Consider the following 15,952-nt stretch of genomic DNA (forward strand, 5'->3'; position numbering starts at 1 on the left):
TGTCTTTAACAGCTGTAACTTCACAACGGCGCCGCTATGCGATGGCTCGTACGCGGCCGCCATATCTCTTAGGAGTTTTTCATGTCTGATCAAACATCCGATAAAAACGTACTGAGTCGCCGAGGCTTCCTCGGGACGGCAGCGCTTTCGGGAGCGGCGGGTCTGGTTGGCGGCGCCCATCTGCCGGCCTTTGCCAAGAGCGAGAAAAAGTCGCCCAAAGGTCAGTCGGCCGAGGTCGGTCCCGGCGAGCTGGACGAATACTATGCCTTCAACTCCAGCGGACAGACCGGCGAAGTCCGGGTTCTGGGCCTGCCGTCCATGCGCGAACTGCTGCGCATCCCCGTATTCAATTACTGCAGCGCCACGGGCTGGGGCCGCACCAATGAAAGCCGCAAGATCCTCAGCGAAGGGCTGACGCCGGAAACCAAAGCGTTCCTGAAGGACCAGGGCGGCGTGTACCACAACGGCGATGCGCATCACCCGCATCTGTCCTTCACCGACCAGACCTACGACGGGCGCTATCTATTCATCCAGGACAAGGCCAATAACCGCGTGGCCCGCATCCGCCTGGACGTCATGAAGACCGACAAGATCATCGAGATCCCCAACGCCCACGGCATACACGGCCTGCGGCCGCAGCGCTATCCCCGGACCGGCTATGTCTTCGCCAATGGCGAGCACATTTCGCCCCTGGTCAACGATGGCTCGATACTGGATAATCCCAAGGAAAACTTCTGGGCCATCTACACCGCTGTCGACGGCGACACCATGAAGATTGCATGGCAAGTCCTGGTCGACGGCAACCTGGACAACGGCGACGCCGACTACCAGGGCAAATATTCCTTCGCGACTTGCTACAACTCGGAAAAAGGCCTCACGGTCGAAGAGTCGACCGCCAACGAACAGGACTGGGTGGTGGTGTTCAACCTCAAGCGCATCGAGGAAGCCGTCAAGAATGGCGACTTCAAGGAAATGGGCGGCGTTCCCGTCGTCGATGGCCGCCACGGTTCCAAGTACACCCGCTACATCCCGGTTCCCAACTCGCCGCACGGCTGCAACGCCGCCCCTGACGGCATACACCTGGTGCTCAACGGCAAGCTGTCGCCCACCGTCACGGTGGTCGATGTGCGCAAGCTGGACGACCTGTTCGACGACAAGATCAAGCCGCGCGACTGCGTCGTGGCCGAACCGCAACTGGGCCTGGGGCCCCTGCATACCGCCTTCGATGGCCGCGGCAATGCCTACACCACGCTGTTCATCGACAGCCAGATGGTCAAGTGGAACATCGACAAGGCCAAGCGCGCCTACAAGGGCGAAAAGGTCGACCCCATCATCCAGAAGCTGGACGTGCACTACCAGCCTGGCCATAACCATTCCACCATGGGTGAAACCAAAGAGGCCGACGGCAAGTGGCTGGTTTCGCTGAACAAGTTCTCGAAGGACCGCTTCCTGAACGTCGGCCCGCTCAAGCCCGAGAACGACCAGTTGATCGACATTTCCGGAGACGAAATGAAGCTGGTGCATGACGGCCCCAGCTTCGCCGAACCTCACGATATGTGCCTGGTGCACCGTTCCAAGATCCATCCCGTGAGCGTCTGGAAGCGCGACGACCCCATGTGGGAAGACGCCAGGAAGATGGCGGAAAAGGACAAGGTCACGCTGGAAGGCGCGGCCAATGTCATCCGCGACGGCAACAAGGTGCGCGTCTACATGATAGCCGTGGCGCCGATGTTCAGCCTGCGGAAATTCGAAGTCAACGAAGGCGACGAAGTCACGGTGGTGGTCACCAACATGGAAGTCATCGAAGACTTGACCCACGGCTTCACGCTGGAGGCCCACGGCATCGCCATGGAAATCGGGCCACAGGCCACGTCGTCGGTCACCTTCACGGCAGGCCGTCCCGGGGTGCATTGGTACTACTGCCAATGGTTCTGCCATGCGCTTCATATGGAAATGTCGGGCCAGATGCTGGTCCATCCCAAGAAATCCGTGTAAGCCCGCATGAAACTGCCCGCCTATCCTGATGGAAAGCGGCTGGCGCCGATCGGCATGCTGCTGATCGGCCTGGGCCTTTCCGGCGCCGTGTCCGCCGCGGCGATAAATGTCGCGGCCGGCGCAGACCTGCAGCAGGCCATCGCCTCGGCCGCGCCCGGCGATGTGCTGCGGCTCGCTCCGGGCGATTATCCGGGCAATATCGTCGTCGACAAGCCGCTGGTCCTCGAAGGGCCGGCGGATCGTTCGGCGGCGATCATCGGCACCCGCCAGGGCCGTTCGCTCTGGATCCGGGCCGCCGATGTGACGGTGCGCAATATGACAGTAAAGAATTCCGGCCTGAGCCTCTCCGAGATGGACGCCGGGATTTTCCTCGACAAGACGGCCGACAAGGCCTTGATAGAAAACAACGACGTGCTCGACAACTCCGTGGGCGTGTATGTCTGGGGCCCCCACGACGCGCTGGTGCGCAACAACCGCATCGTTGGCAACACCGAATTGCGCGTGGCCGAGCGCGGCAACGGCGTCACGCTCTGGAACGCTCCCGGTTCGCGCATCATCGGCAATGATATTTCGATGGGCCGCGACGGCATATTCGTCAACACCAGCAAGCAGAACGTCTTCAGCGGCAATCGCTTCAGGCACCTGCGCTATGCGGTGCACTATATGTACACCAACGACAGCGAAGTCAGCGGCAATATATCCGAGGACAATGAAATCGCCTATGCGATCATGTATTCGCACGGGCTGCTGGTCAAGGACAATCTCTCCATCCGCAGCCGCGAGCAGGGCCTGATGCTCAATTACGCGAACAACTCGACCATCACCGGCAACGCCGTCATCGGCGGCGAAAAGTGCGTGTTCATCTACAACGCCAACCAGAACCGCTTCGAGGGCAATCATTTCGAGGACTGCGCCATCGGCATCCACTTCACCGCCGGCTCCGAAGGCAATGCCATGAGCAACAATGCCTTCGTGAACAACCGCAACCAGGTCAAGTATGTGGGCACGCGCTACCTCGACTGGTCCAGCGGCGGCCGGGGCAATTACTGGAGCGACAATACCGCGTTCGACCTGGATGGCAACGGCATCGCCGACACCGCCTACAGGCCCAACGACATCATCGACCAGGTGATATGGCGCGCGCCCGCCGCGCGGGTTCTGCTCAACAGCCCCGCCGTGTCCATCGTGCGCTGGGCGCAGTCGCAATTCCCGGCCATACTGCCGGGCGGGGTCATAGACAGCGCCCCGCTCATGAGCGCGCCCGAGCCGCCCGCCCTCGAGAAATACAAGGAATTGCCATGACGACATTTCATGTGGCGCTATCGGGCGTCACGAAAGACTACGGCAAGCAGCGCGCCGTCGACGGGATAGACCTGAACCTGCGGCCCGGCGAATGCGTTGCCCTGGCCGGCCACAACGGGGCGGGAAAAAGCACGCTCATCAAGCTGATCCTGGGCCTGATCCGCCCCAGCAGCGGCCAGGTGCTGCTGCTGGGGCACGAAGCATCGGGCAGCGCGGCCGTGCGCATGCGCAACGATATCGGCTACTTGCCGGAAACCGTGGCGCTGCATCCGTCCCTCACAGGCGCCGAGACGCTGGCGTTCTATGCCCGCCTCAAGCGCCAGCCGCTGGCCAACAATGCCGCCTTGCTCGCCCGCGTCGGCATATCACAGGCAGCCAAGCGCCGCGTGGGCGGCTACTCGAAGGGCATGCGGCAGCGCCTGGCCCTGGCCCAGGCTTTGCTGGGCGCGCCCAAAGTGCTGCTGTTCGACGAACCCACCACGGGGCTGGATCCCGCATCGCGCCTGCTGTTCTATGAAATCGTGCGCGAACTGCGCAACAATGGCTCTACGGTATTGCTGAGCACGCACGCATTGGCCGAACTCGACGGCCATACGGACCGCATCGTCGTCCTGAAAAACGGCAGCAAGATCGCCGATGGCTCGATGTCGCAGCTCAGGCATGTCGCCGATCTGCCCATACGCATCCGCCTGAGGCTCGCGGCCGGAGCATGGGCGCCGGGCGCATTGCCCGACGCCTGGCGCCGCGTCGATGAAACGCAATTCGAACTGGCCTGCTCCGAACGCGACAAGGTCGCCGCGATACGCGGCATCGGCGCCATAGGCCTGCCCATGGACGATATCGAAATCCATACTCCCAGCCTGGACGATATGTACGCCCACTTCCTTAGGCGAGAAGACGTATGAACGCTGTATTCATCATTGTTGGCAAGGAAATCCGCGACGGTTTGCGCAACCGCTGGGTGCTTGCGACCGCCCTGCTTCTGGCCATGCTGGCCTTGTCGCTGGGCTTCCTGGGCAGTTCGCCCACCGGCGCCGTCAAGGTCGATCCGCTGACCGTCACCGTGGTCAGCCTGTCGAGCCTGTCGATTTTCCTGGTGCCGCTGATCGCCATGCTGCTGGCCTACGACGCCATTGTCGGCGAGATAGACCGCGGAACGATGGCCTTGCTGCTCAGCTATCCGGTATCGCGATGGCAGATCGTGGTGGGGAAATTCATTGGCCACCTGGCCGTCCTGGCCCTGGCGACGACGGTGGGCTATGGTTCGGCGGGCATAGCGCTGCAACTGGCTCACGGCGGTTCCGACGTCAGCGCCTGGCAGCCCTTTGCCTTCCTGATCCTTGCCAGCGTATTGCTGGGCGCAAGCTTCCTGGCCATGGGCTACATGATCAGCGCCGTGGTCCGCGAACGCGCCACCGCCGCCGGCATTGCCATAGGCGTGTGGCTGTTTTTCGTGGTGATCTACGACATGGCGCTGCTGGGCATTCTGGTCGCGGACGGCGGGCGCTTCCTGGACGCCCCGCTGCTGAACGCCATATTGCTGTTCAATCCCTCGGACGTCTACCGGCTGCTCAATCTGACGGGCTACGAGAATATTTCCATGTTCGCGGGAATGGCGGGCCTGAGCGGCCAGGCCAGTCTGAGCATGCCGGTGCTGATACTTGCGCAAGTGCTGTGGATAGCCCTGCCGTTTTCACTGGCCGCGGCCCTCTTCAAGCGGAGGCAGCTATGATGATGCGCCGCATCGCCGGCATGGCGCTGGCTCTATCGATGCTGGCGGCTTGCGACAGCGGGGAAAAAATCGCCGCGGCGCCTGAGCCCCAGGAGGTCACCATAGCCGCGGTTGGCCATTATTGCGGCATGAACCTGATCGAACATGCCGGCCCCAAGGGCCAGATATTCATCAACGGCAGCGATCAGCCCGTGTGGTTCACCGCCATCAAGCAAGTGTTCGCCTACACATTGCTGCCCGAAGAGCCCAAGGGCATCCGCGCCATCTACGTGCACGACATGGGCAAGGCCCGCAATTGGGACCAGCCCGAAGCCGGCACATGGATGGACGCCAGACACGCCTACTACGTGATAGAAAGCCAGTTCATAGGCGGAATGGGCGCCGAAGACGCCCTGCCCTTCAGCGACGAAGCGCTGGCCCGGCAGTTCGCCGAAAAATACCATGGGCGCGTCGTCGGCTTTGCGGACATGCCGGAGGATTACATCCTGCATCACGACGATGCGGCGCAAGTCCCGCCCTCGGCCCCGGGTCCAAAGCCATTATCCGGAGAACCCTCGCAATGAAATCCCTTCCCTCGCGCCGCCGCTTCATAGGCATTATCGCCGCGGCGTCCGGCCTGGCCATGGCGCCGGGCGCCCTGCGGCATGCCCTGGCATCCGTTTCGCCGCCCGCCCCCTCGGCCAGCTGGCGCGGCATAGCCTTGGGCGCCGACGCGCAATTGCACATCTACCATTCCGACCCCGCGACGGCGCAGGCGCTGATAGCCCAGTCGCTGGCCGAAGTGCGCCGCCTGGAGAAAGTATTCAGCCTGTACCGCGAAGACAGCGCGCTTTTCGTGCTGAACCGCCAAGGCTACCTAGACAACCCGCCCGCCGACCTGCTGCGCCTGCTGAGCGAAAGCCAGTATTTCAGCGAACTGACCGGCGGCGCCTTCGACCCCACGGTGCAGCCCTTGTGGAATCTGTACGCCGGGCACTTTTCCAGGGCCGATGCCGATCCGGACGGCCCGGGCGGGGCGGCCATAGCGCGGGCGCTGGCGCTGGTGGGCCATGACGGGCTGGCCCTGGACCCGGCGCAAATCCGCTACCGGCGAGCCGGCATGGGCCTGACCCTGAATGGCATCGCCCAAGGCTATATCACCGACCGCGTCGCACAGCTATTGCACAATGCCGGACTGGACCGCGCGCTGGTCGACATGGGCGAGATCCGGGGCCTGGACAGCCGGGCAGCCGGCGCGCCATGGCGCGTGGGCCTGGCCGACCCCGAGCATCCGGAGCGGACCTTCGAAACCGTCGAGTTGCGCAACCAGGCCCTGGCTACTTCGGGCGGCTATGGCACGACGCTGGACGCCGCCGGCCGCTTTACGCATATCTTCGATCCCAAGACGGGCCTGGACCAGCCGCGCTACCGCAGCGTTTCCGTCATGGCGCAGCAAGCCACGGCGGCCGACGCGCTGTCCACCGCGTTTTCCACCATGACGCTGGCGCAGGCCGCGCCGGTGATCAAAAAGCTGGGCGTCCAGGCCTGGTTCGTTCTGCCGGACGGGTCCAGGAAGGTGCTGGGCGGAGCCTAGTGTTCTGTTTGGCGAGTATTCGGATTAGCCAAACAGGACACTAAAAGCTGTGGTTGATGCCGGCCATGTAGCGCGTGGTCGTGCCCTGCCCCTGCACTAACTGGTCATCCAGGGAATAGCGCCGCGCCAGGCCGGCCATGGCGTAAAGATTGGTGCGCGGCGACAGGCTATGGACATAGCCCAGGGTCGCCACCTGGCCGCTCCTGGCCTTTGCGCCGTCCGCCCATGACCAGTCGGGCTTGACCAGGGACCACTGCGCCACCACCGTGCCCTTGCCGCCGACCGGCACGGCCACGCCCAGCAGATACGCATCGAGATGGCCGCCATAGGCGAACTCGGCCGCGCCCAGCCCCAGGCCCAGTTCGGACGGGTCGCCGCCGTTCAGGCCGGCGTAGCCGTTCTTCTGGCGGCTCCAGGCGATGGATACCTTGGCCACCTCGAAATCATAGGACGCGCCCAACTGCCACGCCTGCGGGTCGCGCGCGCCTTCCAGCCCGGAGTTCTTCAGCAGCGTCTTGTCCCAGGTCGCCGCCAGCAGCAGCGGGCCCTGCTCGTAGAGCACCCCGGCGCTGTAGGAGGGCAATTTGCTGCCATTGAGCTGGTCGCCGGCCACGTCGAAGCTATAGCCTAGCCCCAGGCGCAGCCCGCCCCACGAAGGCGAGAAATAATTGACGGCATTGTCGACCGAATGATTGTCCGAAGCCCTGAAGGTGGCGCCCATGCCCATGTCCTTCCACGAAGCCACTTCCAGCTCGCCGCCGAGCTCCTGCGCCACGGTGTGCTGCCGGCCAAGGCGCAGCTCGCCGTAGCTTTCGTTGGCCAATCCCACCCAGGCCGCGTTGTCGAACAGGCGGTCCTCATCGTTATAGTTTCCCGTCGAGCCGTCGAACATCGTCTCGAGCTGGAACGTGGCCGACCATCCGCCGGGCAGCCCTTCCTGGCCCTTGAGCCCCAGCAGCGTATCGCTCAGACCGCCGGAGATAGTCCCGGTTTTCTTCTGCCTGTCGCCGTCCGGGCCACGGACGTGGGTCGAGCCCATGCCCATATCGACCAGGCCGTATAAGGCCACACTGGATTCCGCGGCGGCTGCGCCGCCGGACATGGCGATCGGGAGGATCGCCCATAAGAGCTTGGCATTCATGTCTTTCCCTTCCCGCTGTGAAAGGCGCTGATGACGTCGGAGAAATAAAGAGAAATAACAATCGTTCTCGATATTTTGATGATATTGACGCCTGGCTAACGGGAAACTGAATACTGGATTGAATGCCGGAATATCTGGAGATCTGTTGATCTAGATCGAAATCAGTCGTCGTCCCGCAGCCTGATTTCGGTTCTGGAGGCGGTGTCCATCGACATGATGGCATCGGAGCCATTTTCTTTGCCGAGCCGCTCGAACTCCTTTCTCAGGCGCGCCAGGTCCGCGTCGCTCAGCGCATCCAGATTGACCATTTCGGTGCGCGCGCCCTGCACCGCGCAGAGCAGTTCGTCCAGCTTGAGCTGGACGCTGACCGCTTCGCGGTTCTGGGTGTTCTGGATCAGGAACACCATGAGGAAAGTAATGATGGTGGTGCCGGTGTTGATCACCAGTTGCCAGGTGTCCGAAAACCCGAATAGCGGGCCGGTCACCGCCCATACAACGACCAGGCCTATGGCGGTCATGAACGACCAGGAGGTGCCGACGATATTGGATATACGTTCGGCCAGTGCGCGAAATGTTTCTTCCATGACAGCATCCATCGAAAAAAGCTCCGGCGGCAAGAAAAGCCGCTTGTTATTGTGATGGTACAGAGCGTCGGGTCGCGCGAGCCATTGAATTGTAGTGCCTGCGCCTGCAATGGACTGCAAGACTTTGTGTATTCGGTAAGCAAGTACCTCTGAAAAAGTAATAACCAAATATCCAGTTAATCGTTCTGTATATATAAGGTCATCCTTAAAATAGCTAAAACCAATCGGTTCGATAGCGTTTTTTTATAAGGCAGCGCCTTTTCATCACCACGGATTCCGACTACACAGAATGAGCACACCATACGCAGTTGCCGCCAAACATACCGTCGTCATCATAGGGGCCGGCACCGGCGGCGCTGCCGTGGCGGCCCGCCTGCGCCGCGCCAAGCCGGACCTGGACATCGCCATCATCGATCCGTCGCCATTCCATTACTACCAGCCTGCCTGGACCCTGGTGGGCGGCGGGCAATACGCCGTCGCCCGCACGCGCCGTCCCACCAAGGCCGTCCTGCCGGCCAATGTCGCCTATTTTCAAGACCACGTGACCTCATTCGATCCGGACCGCAACCAGCTCGCGCTGGGTGGCGGAAACCGCCTGGGCTACGATTTCCTGGTGGTGGCCGCGGGCATACAGCTGAACTGGGATGCCATTGAAGGCCTATCCGAGGCCCTGGGGAAAAACGGCGTCAGCAGCAACTACCGCTATGACCTGGCGCCCTACACCTGGGACTGCATACAGAAGCTGCGTGGCGGCGTGGCGCTGTTCACCCAGCCTCCCGGCCAGATCAAATGCGCCGGCGCGCCCCAGAAAGCGCTGTATCTCGCCGCCGATTTCCTCAGGAAGCGCAAGATCCAGGCCGATCTCAGGTTCTACACGGCGGCCGGCGCCATGTTCGGCGTGCCGTTCTACTCGAAGGCGCTGGACAAAGTCATCGCCTCGTATGGCGCGCAGGCGCAGCTGGGGCGCAATCTGGTGGCGGTCAACGGGCCGTCCAAGACCGCCGTTTTCGAAACCGTGGTCGATGGCCAGAAGCAGCGCGAAGAAGTGGCTTTCGACTTCCTGCACGCGGTGCCGCCGCAAAGCGCGCCCGACTTCATCCGCAACAGCCCGCTGGCCGACGCCGCCGGCTGGCTGGATGTCGACAAGTCCACCCTGCAGCATGTGCGCTATCCGAATATTTTCGGCCTGGGCGACTGCACCTCGACGCCCAACAGCAAAACGGCGGCGGCGGTAAAAAGCCAGGTGCCGGTGCTCGCCGGCAATTTGCTGCAGGCCCTGGGCGGCCGCCAGGCCACGGCGCAGTACGACGGCTATGCCGCCTGCCCGCTAACGACCTCCGCCGGCAAGGTTTTATTGGCCGAATTCTGCTACGGCGGCGTCGTCTCGCCCAGCCTGCCACTGGACCCGCGGGTGCCGCGGCGTTTCTATTGGTGGCTGAAAAAATCCTTCCTGCCGTTTTTCTACTGGAATGTGCTGATCAAGGGCAGGAACCTGGCGAGCACGCACAAAAAGCGCGATTTCCCCGAGCAGCTTCCCGCCATCCGGCCGTAGGCCTAAGGCTGCTTCACGGTGATTTCTATGCTTTGATAAAAGGCCGCGAGGTTTTCGATGTCGCTGTCCGACAGGCCGGACACCATCAGCGACATCATTTCATTTTTGCGGGCGCCCGATTTGAAGTCCTGCAGGGCCTTGACCAGGTATATTTCATTCTGGCCGGCCAGGTTGGGCGCTTCGGGCAGGGTCGCCATCCCGTTCGCGCCGTGGCATGTGGCGCATTGCACGGCCTTGGCGCGGCCCGCGGCCACATCGGCCGCCGCCGCGGGAGCCGCCAGCGGCATCGAAACGCCCAGGCAAAGGGCGCCCGCCATCAGCGCCCCCGCCCTGCCCTGCCTGGCCGCGCCGCGGCTATTTGCCCGCATACGAGATCCTGTAAATGGCGCCGACATAGTCGTCCGACACCAGCAATGATCCGTCAGGCAGCATGGCGACATCCACTGGACGGCCCAGGTATTCGTGATTGGCCGTCAGCCAGCCGTCCGCGAAGACTTCCGTCTTGTCGGCGGTGCCGTCTTCTTTCAGGCTGGTGAACATGACGCGCGCGCCGACGGGCGTGCTGCGGTTCCATGAGCCGTGCTGGGCCGAGAAAATGCCGCCCCGATATTGTTCCGGGAACATCTGGCCGGTGTAGAACATCATTCCCAGGTCCGCCGCGTGAGCCGCCATTTCAATCTGCGGGAATACGACGCTGGCGGGCGGTTCAGCGTCCTTGTACTCCACCGTCCTGACCTTGCCGCCGCCGTAATACGGGAAGCCGAAGTTCTGGCCCATTTCGGTGGCGCGATTCAGCTCTCCCGGAGGAACATCATCGCCCATGCCGTCGACCTGGTTGTCGGTGAACCACAAGGTCTTGTCTTTGGGGTTGAAATCCAGGCCCACCGAGTTGCGCACGCCCTGCGCATAGATTTCACGGTTCTTGCCGTCCTGGTCCATGCGTATGATGCCCATCATTCCGTTTTTGTCGTAGAGCTCAGCCTTGTCCTTGGGCGGAACATTGAACGGATTTCCTAAAGTGATATAGAGCTTGTTGTCGGGCCCGACGCGGCAGGTGCGCGCGCCATGATTGAAGCTTTCTTCCTGGACCGGCACCAGCTCGCCCTGGGGCACGACCACCCCGGCCGCAACGTCCGGCCCTTCGTAGAAGAATTCGGCGGCGGGATATACCAGCACGCGATTATGTTCGACGCTGTACAGCATGCCGTCGCGCGAAAAGCAGACGCCATTGGGCACTTTCATGGTGACTGACGGGGCGAAGCGCTTGACGTCGTCGGCGACACGGCTTTTGGTCCTGTCGGTGACAGACCATATCTTGGTTTTACGGGTGCCCGCGAACACTACGCCGGTCGATGGCCCCACCGCCATCTGGCGCGCGTCGGGCACGATGGCATACAGCGCTATCTTGAAGCCGTCCGGCAGTTTCACATTCTCCAGATTGCGCTTGATGGCCTCGGCCTGGGGGCCTGTCTGCGGCACGGATTCGATATCCAGCGACGCACCCGTGGTATTCATGTTCATGAGCTTCTGAACATTATCCTCGGCCGTGGCGGCGCCGGCGCAAGCGCCGCACGCAAGGCCGACTACAACAGTTGTTATACGCGTCATGACGTTCATTGTTGTCTCCAGTGTTATGAAAACTCTTGCTTGGTCTGTACCTCTGCCTGCACGCGGTTCGATGCTACTCCCATTCTTTTTCGAGGCACTAGGTCGTTTACCCTAGAATCGTTGAATATTGAACCTTATGGTTACGAAATGTTCAGCGGCGGCGGCCTCGCGGCGACGCCGTATAATCCACCGCATGGCGCGACTGACCTGCCATAGAACCCTAGCGATGGAATCCCATGAAGAAAACCGATCTGGAAAAGAACAAGGCACTGAAGATAGTGGAAAAAATGAAAAAGGGCGGCACACCCCAGCGCTTTTCCGCTGATTCGGCCGGCGCGCCCGTCGATCGCCGCGAGCAGCGCAAGCTCGACCAGGCGCAGGGACTGGTTTCCTTCCCTGTCAAGATCAAGCAGACGCTGGTGGATGAAATCCGCGCGCAGGCCACGGCGCAGAACACCGGCACCAATGAAATCATAGGCGCCTTGCTGGAAAAGGCCCTGAAGTCCTAGAAGGAATAGCTGGCGTTGACGCCGGCGCTCCAGTTGCGGCCGGGCGCAGGCTCATAGTAGCGTTCGTTGCCTTCGTTGACGATGACCGAGCCTGCGTATTTCCGGTCGAACAGGTTGTCCACGCGCGCAAAGGTATTGAGTTCCCACGCGCCTGTGCGCCAGACGTATCCGGCATTGAGCGCCGCCAGGAAATAACCGGGCGCCGTATCAGTATTGCCGTCGTTCACATAGATCTTGCTCAGATAGCGCGCCTCGGCTCCCGCGCGCCAGCCGGTGGGCGGCACCCAGCCTATCGCGGCGTAGAGGGCCTGCCGCGCAATGCCCGGGATGCGATTGCCGGTTTGCAGATGCTTGTCGGGCCTGGCCGGATCGAGACAGGCCGGGGTCATGCAGTCGTCGCGATACTTGGCGTCCAGCCAGGTGTAGGCCAGGTCGCTGCGCCAATGGCCGGCGAGCTTGCCGCTCCAGCCCAGTTCGAAGCCGCTGCGGCGCGTGCGCCCGGCGTTCTGGAAAGAAGCCCGGCCGTCCCTGCTGTCGGCCGAGACGATCTCGTCCTGCGTGCGCGTCTGGAACAGCGCCGCGGTCAGCAAGCCGCCGGCCAGCGCGGCCTTGGCGCCTATTTCGACGCTGGTGTTCACCGCCGGCTGCAAGGCGAAATTCAAGCCTGACAAACCGTCGTCGCGGTAGGAAATTTCATTGAAGGTGGGCGTTTCGAAGCCGCGCCCGACGGAGGCATACAAGCTTATCTCCGGCGTGGCCGCATAGCGCAGCGAGGCCATGGGCAGCGCCTTGCGGTAGCGGGCGTCGCCGCTGTCGTCGGCATTCAGCGCGGTGATGTAGCGGTCGTCTGAATCGAAGCGCACTGTGCTGTAGCGCAGGCCGGCGTCGAACGTCCACTTTTCGGCGAACTGCCACGTACCCTGGATGTAGGGGTCTATATTGGCGCTTTTATTGCTTTCATTGCGCCGCAAGGCGCCCTGCACGCCCAGTTGCCGCGCCGGCCCGCTGCCGAGGAAGTTTTCGTATCCCTTGCGCTTTTCCGTCATTTCATCGTAGGCCAGGCCGCCGATCAGGGTGAGCGGCCGCCCCGCCAGCGACAATTTCGACGTCCAGCGCAGGTCGGCGCCGCCGTACTCGCGCTTGAGGCCTATCACGCCGCCGGCGTGCCCGGGGCTGTTCAACTGGGCGGCCGGCGGTATCGATTGATACTGCACGGTTTCACGCTGCCCGTAGTACAGCATGACGCGCAAGGCATTGTCGGCATCGACCTGCTTGTCGTATACCAGCCCGCCCTGCGTCTGCTTGGCGGTTTTCCGCGTGTCGTACTCTTGCGCCAGCTGGGCGCTGCGCGGCGATGACTCGTATTGCTGGCGCGTCAGGCCCAGGGGGTCGTCCGCCTTCATGTCGACGCTATTGGCGATGAGAGTCAGCTTGCTGTCGTCATCGAACTGCAGCCCGAGCTTCATATTGCCCAGGTTCTTGCGCGCGCCGCTGTGGTCGCGGTAGCCCTGGGTGGTGAAGCGCGTGGCGCTCAACAGGTAATCGATGCCGCTGTCTCCCGCGCCGGCGACGCCGCTGGCCTTGACTCCATAGCGGTAGGTCCCATAGCTGCCGGCCGCGAAGCCTGCCGACAGCTCAGGCGGAGCCGCGCCGTCTTCGGTAAAGACCTGGATCACCCCGCCCGAGGAATTGCCATACAAGGCCGAGAAGGGCCCGCGCAGGATTTCCACGCGGTCTATCGAGGCGATGTCGATATTGGAAGTCTGGCCCTGCCCGTCGGGCATGGTCGCGGGTATGCCATCCACATACAAGCGCAGGCCGCGCACGCCGAAGGTCGATCGCGCGCCGAAGCCGCGTATCGAGACCTGCAGGTCCTGGGCGTAGTTCTGGCGGTTCTGGATCTGGAGGCCGGGCACGCCCGCCAGGCTTTCGGACAGATTGATCTGCAGCTTGGCGTCCCTCATGTCCGGCCCGTCGACGAGCGTAACGGAGGCGGGCGTGTCCAGCACGGAGGTGTCCATGCGCGTGGTCGTCACCACGATAGGGGCCAGGGTCTGCGGCGCTTCCTGCGCCCAGGCCAGGGACAGGCTGGCGGGCAATGCCAGCAGGGACAAGGCATACCTGCCACGATGATGCGTTTGCATGGGAGTCTCCCCTTTGTGGATTATGTATTTTGCGCGCTCTATCGATCAGAGCGGCCGGGCACAACTGCATTCTATATTCGACCGGGCCATGGAGCCGGATATTTCCACAAAAGATTTCCTCCCTCCCGGAATCGTCCGCCTTATCGGCTGTACTATTCCCAGTTTGCCGACTGTGAAGGATGCTTGCATGCTGGTCCTGAAAACCTTCGCCCTGTTCGTCGTCACCGCGCTGGCCGAAATTGTCGGCTGCTACCTGCCCTACCTGTGGCTGCGCAAAGGCGGCCCGCTATGGCTGCTGATTCCGGCTGCCCTCAGCCTGGCCTTGTTCGCCTGGCTGCTCACCTTGCACCCGGCGGCCAGCGGCCGCGTCTATGCCGCCTACGGGGGCGTGTACGTGGCCAGCGCGCTGGTGTGGCTGCGGCTCGTCGACGGCGTAAGACTGTCGGCCCTGGACTGGGCGGGCGCCGGCCTGGCCCTGCTGGGAATGGCCGTCATTGCGTCGGGCTGGCAGGGCCAGGCTTGAGCATGATACTCGCCGCATTGATTTTTCTGGCAACGCTGGCGCTGGTGATTTGGCAGCCGCGCGGCCTGGGCATAGGCTGGAGCGCCTGCATGGGCGCAGCGGCGGCGCTGGCCAGCGGCGTAGTGGACATGGGCGATATCCCCGTGGTCTGGCACATCGTCTGGAATGCCACGGGGGCGTTCGTCGCCATCATCATCATCAGCCTGCTGCTGGACGAAGCCGGGTTTTTCGAATGGGCGGCGCTGCATGTGGCGCGCTGGGGCAAGGGCAATGGGCGCTTGCTGTTCGCCCTGATCGTATTGCTGGGCGCGGCGGTATCGGCGCTATTCGCCAACGACGGCGCGGCGCTCATCCTGACGCCCATCGTCATGGCCATGCTGCTGGCTTTGGGTTTCAGCCCGGCGGCGACCCTGGCCTTCGTCATGGCGGCCGGCTTTATCGCCGACACGGCCAGCCTGCCCCTGGTAGTGTCCAACTTGGTGAATATCGTCACGGCGGACTTCTTCGGCATCAGTTTCGCCCGCTATGCGGCCGTCATGGTGCCCGTCAACATGGTTTCAGTGGCGGCTACCCTGCTGGTCCTGCTATGGTATTTCCGTTCAGCCATACCGCCGCGCTACGACGCCAGCCAGTTGCGGCCGCCGCGCGCGGCGATTCGGGATATCGGCACTTTCCGCGCTGGCTGGATAGTCCTGGCGCTGCTGCTCGCGGGCTTTTTCTGGCTCGAAGGCGCCGGCGTGCCGGTAAGCGCCATTGCCGCGCTGGGCGCGCTGGCCCTGCTGCTGGTGGCGGGGCGCGGGCATGTCATCAGCACCCGCAAGGTAATGCGCGAAGCCCCTTGGCACATCGTCGTGTTTTCCCTGGGCATGTATATTGTGGTGTACGGCTTGCGCAATGCGGGCCTGACAGGGCTGATAGCCCTGCTTCTGGACTATCTGGCCGGCCAGGGAATCTGGGCGGCGGCCCTGGGCACCGGCATGCTGACCGCTGTGCTGTCTTCCATCATGAACAATCTGCCCACTGTGCTGATAGGGGCCCTGTCCATCGATGCGAGCCAGGCCGGCGGCGCCGTCAAGGAGGCCATGGTCTACGCCAACGTGATAGGCAGCGACCTCGGCCCGAAAATCACGCCCATCGGCAGCCTGGCCACCCTGCTATGGCTGCATGTGCTGGCCCGCAAGGGCATGGCGATCAGTTGGGGCTATTACTTCAGGGTAGGCATCGTGCTGACCCTGCCCGTGCTGCTGCTGACGCTGGCGGCGCTGGCCGTGAGCCTGGGCGGCTGAGCA

The 15,952-nt window shown here is 62.8% G+C and carries 15 protein-coding genes; 10 read left to right on the plus strand and 5 right to left on the minus strand.

What is annotated here, in order from left to right; genetic code table 11:
* Positions 1 to 81: 81 nt before the first annotated feature.
* Genes nosZ through BUB23_RS11820 form a run of 6 tightly spaced genes read left to right on the plus strand, consistent with a single transcriptional unit; the run spans position 82 to position 6,602 of the window.
* A complete protein-coding gene (gene nosZ / locus BUB23_RS11795; RefSeq protein ID WP_073103311.1) occupies positions 82 to 1,995 on the plus strand; it encodes a TAT-dependent nitrous-oxide reductase in 1,914 nt (637 codons plus the stop codon).
* 6 nt (positions 1,996 to 2,001) lie between these two features.
* Positions 2,002 to 3,297, plus strand: coding sequence for a nitrous oxide reductase family maturation protein NosD (locus BUB23_RS11800; protein WP_073103312.1), 1,296 nt, complete (start codon positions 2,002 to 2,004; stop codon positions 3,295 to 3,297).
* Entirely contained in the window at positions 3,294 to 4,202 is a 909-nt protein-coding gene (locus tag BUB23_RS11805; protein WP_073103313.1) for an ABC transporter ATP-binding protein, read from the plus strand. The genes BUB23_RS11800 and BUB23_RS11805 overlap by 4 nt, the downstream gene beginning before the upstream one ends.
* Positions 4,199 to 5,029, plus strand: a complete 831-nt coding sequence (locus tag BUB23_RS11810; RefSeq protein WP_073103314.1) for an ABC transporter permease — start codon at positions 4,199 to 4,201, stop codon at positions 5,027 to 5,029. The genes BUB23_RS11805 and BUB23_RS11810 overlap by 4 nt, the downstream gene beginning before the upstream one ends.
* Positions 5,026 to 5,592 carry a nitrous oxide reductase accessory protein NosL gene (locus tag BUB23_RS11815; RefSeq protein ID WP_342743838.1) on the plus strand — a complete coding sequence of 189 codons (567 nt, stop codon included), beginning with the start codon at positions 5,026 to 5,028 and terminating at the stop codon, positions 5,590 to 5,592. Before BUB23_RS11810 ends, BUB23_RS11815 begins: the two co-directional genes overlap by 4 nt.
* Positions 5,589 to 6,602, plus strand: a complete 1,014-nt coding sequence (locus BUB23_RS11820) for an FAD:protein FMN transferase (protein WP_073103316.1) — start codon at positions 5,589 to 5,591, stop codon at positions 6,600 to 6,602. The genes BUB23_RS11815 and BUB23_RS11820 overlap by 4 nt, the downstream gene beginning before the upstream one ends.
* 40 nt (positions 6,603 to 6,642) lie before the next feature.
* On the opposite strand, the gene BUB23_RS11825 is transcribed toward BUB23_RS11820, so the two are convergent.
* Positions 6,643 to 7,743: a porin gene (locus tag BUB23_RS11825; RefSeq protein WP_073103317.1), complete on the minus strand. Its 1,101-nt coding sequence runs from the start codon at positions 7,741 to 7,743 to the stop codon at positions 6,643 to 6,645.
* Between the two features lie 161 nt (positions 7,744 to 7,904).
* Positions 7,905 to 8,327 (minus strand): low affinity iron permease family protein, encoded by a 423-nt coding sequence (locus tag BUB23_RS11830; protein WP_084135997.1) that lies wholly within the window; start codon positions 8,325 to 8,327, stop codon positions 7,905 to 7,907.
* A 289-nt stretch (positions 8,328 to 8,616) separates the two neighbouring features.
* On the opposite strand from BUB23_RS11830, the gene BUB23_RS11835 reads away from it, so the two are divergent.
* Positions 8,617 to 9,879, plus strand: coding sequence for an NAD(P)/FAD-dependent oxidoreductase (locus tag BUB23_RS11835; RefSeq protein WP_073103319.1), 1,263 nt, complete (start codon positions 8,617 to 8,619; stop codon positions 9,877 to 9,879).
* 2 nt (positions 9,880 to 9,881) lie between these two features.
* Here the strand turns inward: BUB23_RS11835 and BUB23_RS11840 are convergent, their stop codons facing one another.
* Together BUB23_RS11840 and BUB23_RS11845 are read right to left on the minus strand one after the other, a co-directional pair.
* Positions 9,882 to 10,247 (minus strand): c-type cytochrome, encoded by a 366-nt coding sequence (locus BUB23_RS11840; RefSeq protein ID WP_342743840.1) that lies wholly within the window; start codon positions 10,245 to 10,247, stop codon positions 9,882 to 9,884.
* Complete coding sequence (locus BUB23_RS11845; protein WP_178372307.1) at positions 10,234 to 11,487, minus strand: PQQ-dependent sugar dehydrogenase; 1,254 nt, start codon at positions 11,485 to 11,487, stop codon at positions 10,234 to 10,236. Before BUB23_RS11845 ends, BUB23_RS11840 begins: the two co-directional genes overlap by 14 nt.
* Positions 11,488 to 11,723: 236 nt before the next feature.
* Between BUB23_RS11845 and BUB23_RS11850 the strand changes: the two genes are divergently transcribed.
* Positions 11,724 to 11,996: a hypothetical protein gene (locus BUB23_RS11850; RefSeq protein ID WP_073103321.1), complete on the plus strand. Its 273-nt coding sequence runs from the start codon at positions 11,724 to 11,726 to the stop codon at positions 11,994 to 11,996.
* Here the strand turns inward: BUB23_RS11850 and BUB23_RS11855 are convergent.
* Positions 11,993 to 14,140 carry a TonB-dependent receptor family protein gene (locus BUB23_RS11855; RefSeq protein WP_073103322.1) on the minus strand — a complete coding sequence of 716 codons (2,148 nt, stop codon included), beginning with the start codon at positions 14,138 to 14,140 and terminating at the stop codon, positions 11,993 to 11,995. The genes BUB23_RS11850 and BUB23_RS11855 overlap by 4 nt on opposite strands.
* 187 nt (positions 14,141 to 14,327) lie before the next feature.
* On the opposite strand from BUB23_RS11855, the gene BUB23_RS11860 reads away from it, so the two are divergent.
* Together BUB23_RS11860 and BUB23_RS11865 are read left to right on the plus strand one after the other, a co-directional pair.
* Positions 14,328 to 14,663 carry a YnfA family protein gene (locus BUB23_RS11860; RefSeq protein WP_073103424.1) on the plus strand — a complete coding sequence of 112 codons (336 nt, stop codon included), beginning with the start codon at positions 14,328 to 14,330 and terminating at the stop codon, positions 14,661 to 14,663.
* Between the two features lie 2 nt (positions 14,664 to 14,665).
* Entirely contained in the window at positions 14,666 to 15,949 is a 1,284-nt protein-coding gene (locus BUB23_RS11865; protein ID WP_073103323.1) for an arsenic transporter, read from the plus strand.
* Positions 15,950 to 15,952 lie beyond the last annotated feature (3 nt).

This window comes from Pollutimonas bauzanensis (assembly GCF_900129885.1).
GTDB classification, from domain to species: Bacteria; Pseudomonadota; Gammaproteobacteria; order Burkholderiales; family Burkholderiaceae_B; genus Pollutimonas; species Pollutimonas bauzanensis.

Coding starts and splice junctions, on each gene's coding strand:
- BUB23_RS11800 (WP_073103312.1), top strand. CDS start 2,002: ATGAAACTGCCCGCCTATCCTGATGGAAAGCGGCTGGCGCCGATCGGC.
- BUB23_RS11825 (WP_073103317.1), bottom strand. CDS start 7,743: ATGAATGCCAAGCTCTTATGGGCGATCCTCCCGATCGCCATGTCCGGC.
- BUB23_RS11845 (WP_178372307.1), bottom strand. CDS start 11,487: ATGACGCGTATAACAACTGTTGTAGTCGGCCTTGCGTGCGGCGCTTGC.
- BUB23_RS11815 (WP_342743838.1), top strand. CDS start 5,026: ATGATGATGCGCCGCATCGCCGGCATGGCGCTGGCTCTATCGATGCTG.
- BUB23_RS11820 (WP_073103316.1), top strand. CDS start 5,589: ATGAAATCCCTTCCCTCGCGCCGCCGCTTCATAGGCATTATCGCCGCG.
- BUB23_RS11840 (WP_342743840.1), bottom strand. CDS start 10,247: ATGCGGGCAAATAGCCGCGGCGCGGCCAGGCAGGGCAGGGCGGGGGCG.
- BUB23_RS11835 (WP_073103319.1), top strand. CDS start 8,617: ATGAGCACACCATACGCAGTTGCCGCCAAACATACCGTCGTCATCATA.
- BUB23_RS11810 (WP_073103314.1), top strand. CDS start 4,199: ATGAACGCTGTATTCATCATTGTTGGCAAGGAAATCCGCGACGGTTTG.
- BUB23_RS11850 (WP_073103321.1), top strand. CDS start 11,724: ATGAAGAAAACCGATCTGGAAAAGAACAAGGCACTGAAGATAGTGGAA.
- BUB23_RS11805 (WP_073103313.1), top strand. CDS start 3,294: ATGACGACATTTCATGTGGCGCTATCGGGCGTCACGAAAGACTACGGC.
- BUB23_RS11855 (WP_073103322.1), bottom strand. CDS start 14,140: ATGCAAACGCATCATCGTGGCAGGTATGCCTTGTCCCTGCTGGCATTG.
- BUB23_RS11860 (WP_073103424.1), top strand. CDS start 14,328: ATGCTGGTCCTGAAAACCTTCGCCCTGTTCGTCGTCACCGCGCTGGCC.
- BUB23_RS11865 (WP_073103323.1), top strand. CDS start 14,666: ATGATACTCGCCGCATTGATTTTTCTGGCAACGCTGGCGCTGGTGATT.
- nosZ (WP_073103311.1), top strand. CDS start 82: ATGTCTGATCAAACATCCGATAAAAACGTACTGAGTCGCCGAGGCTTC.
- BUB23_RS11830 (WP_084135997.1), bottom strand. CDS start 8,327: ATGGAAGAAACATTTCGCGCACTGGCCGAACGTATATCCAATATCGTC.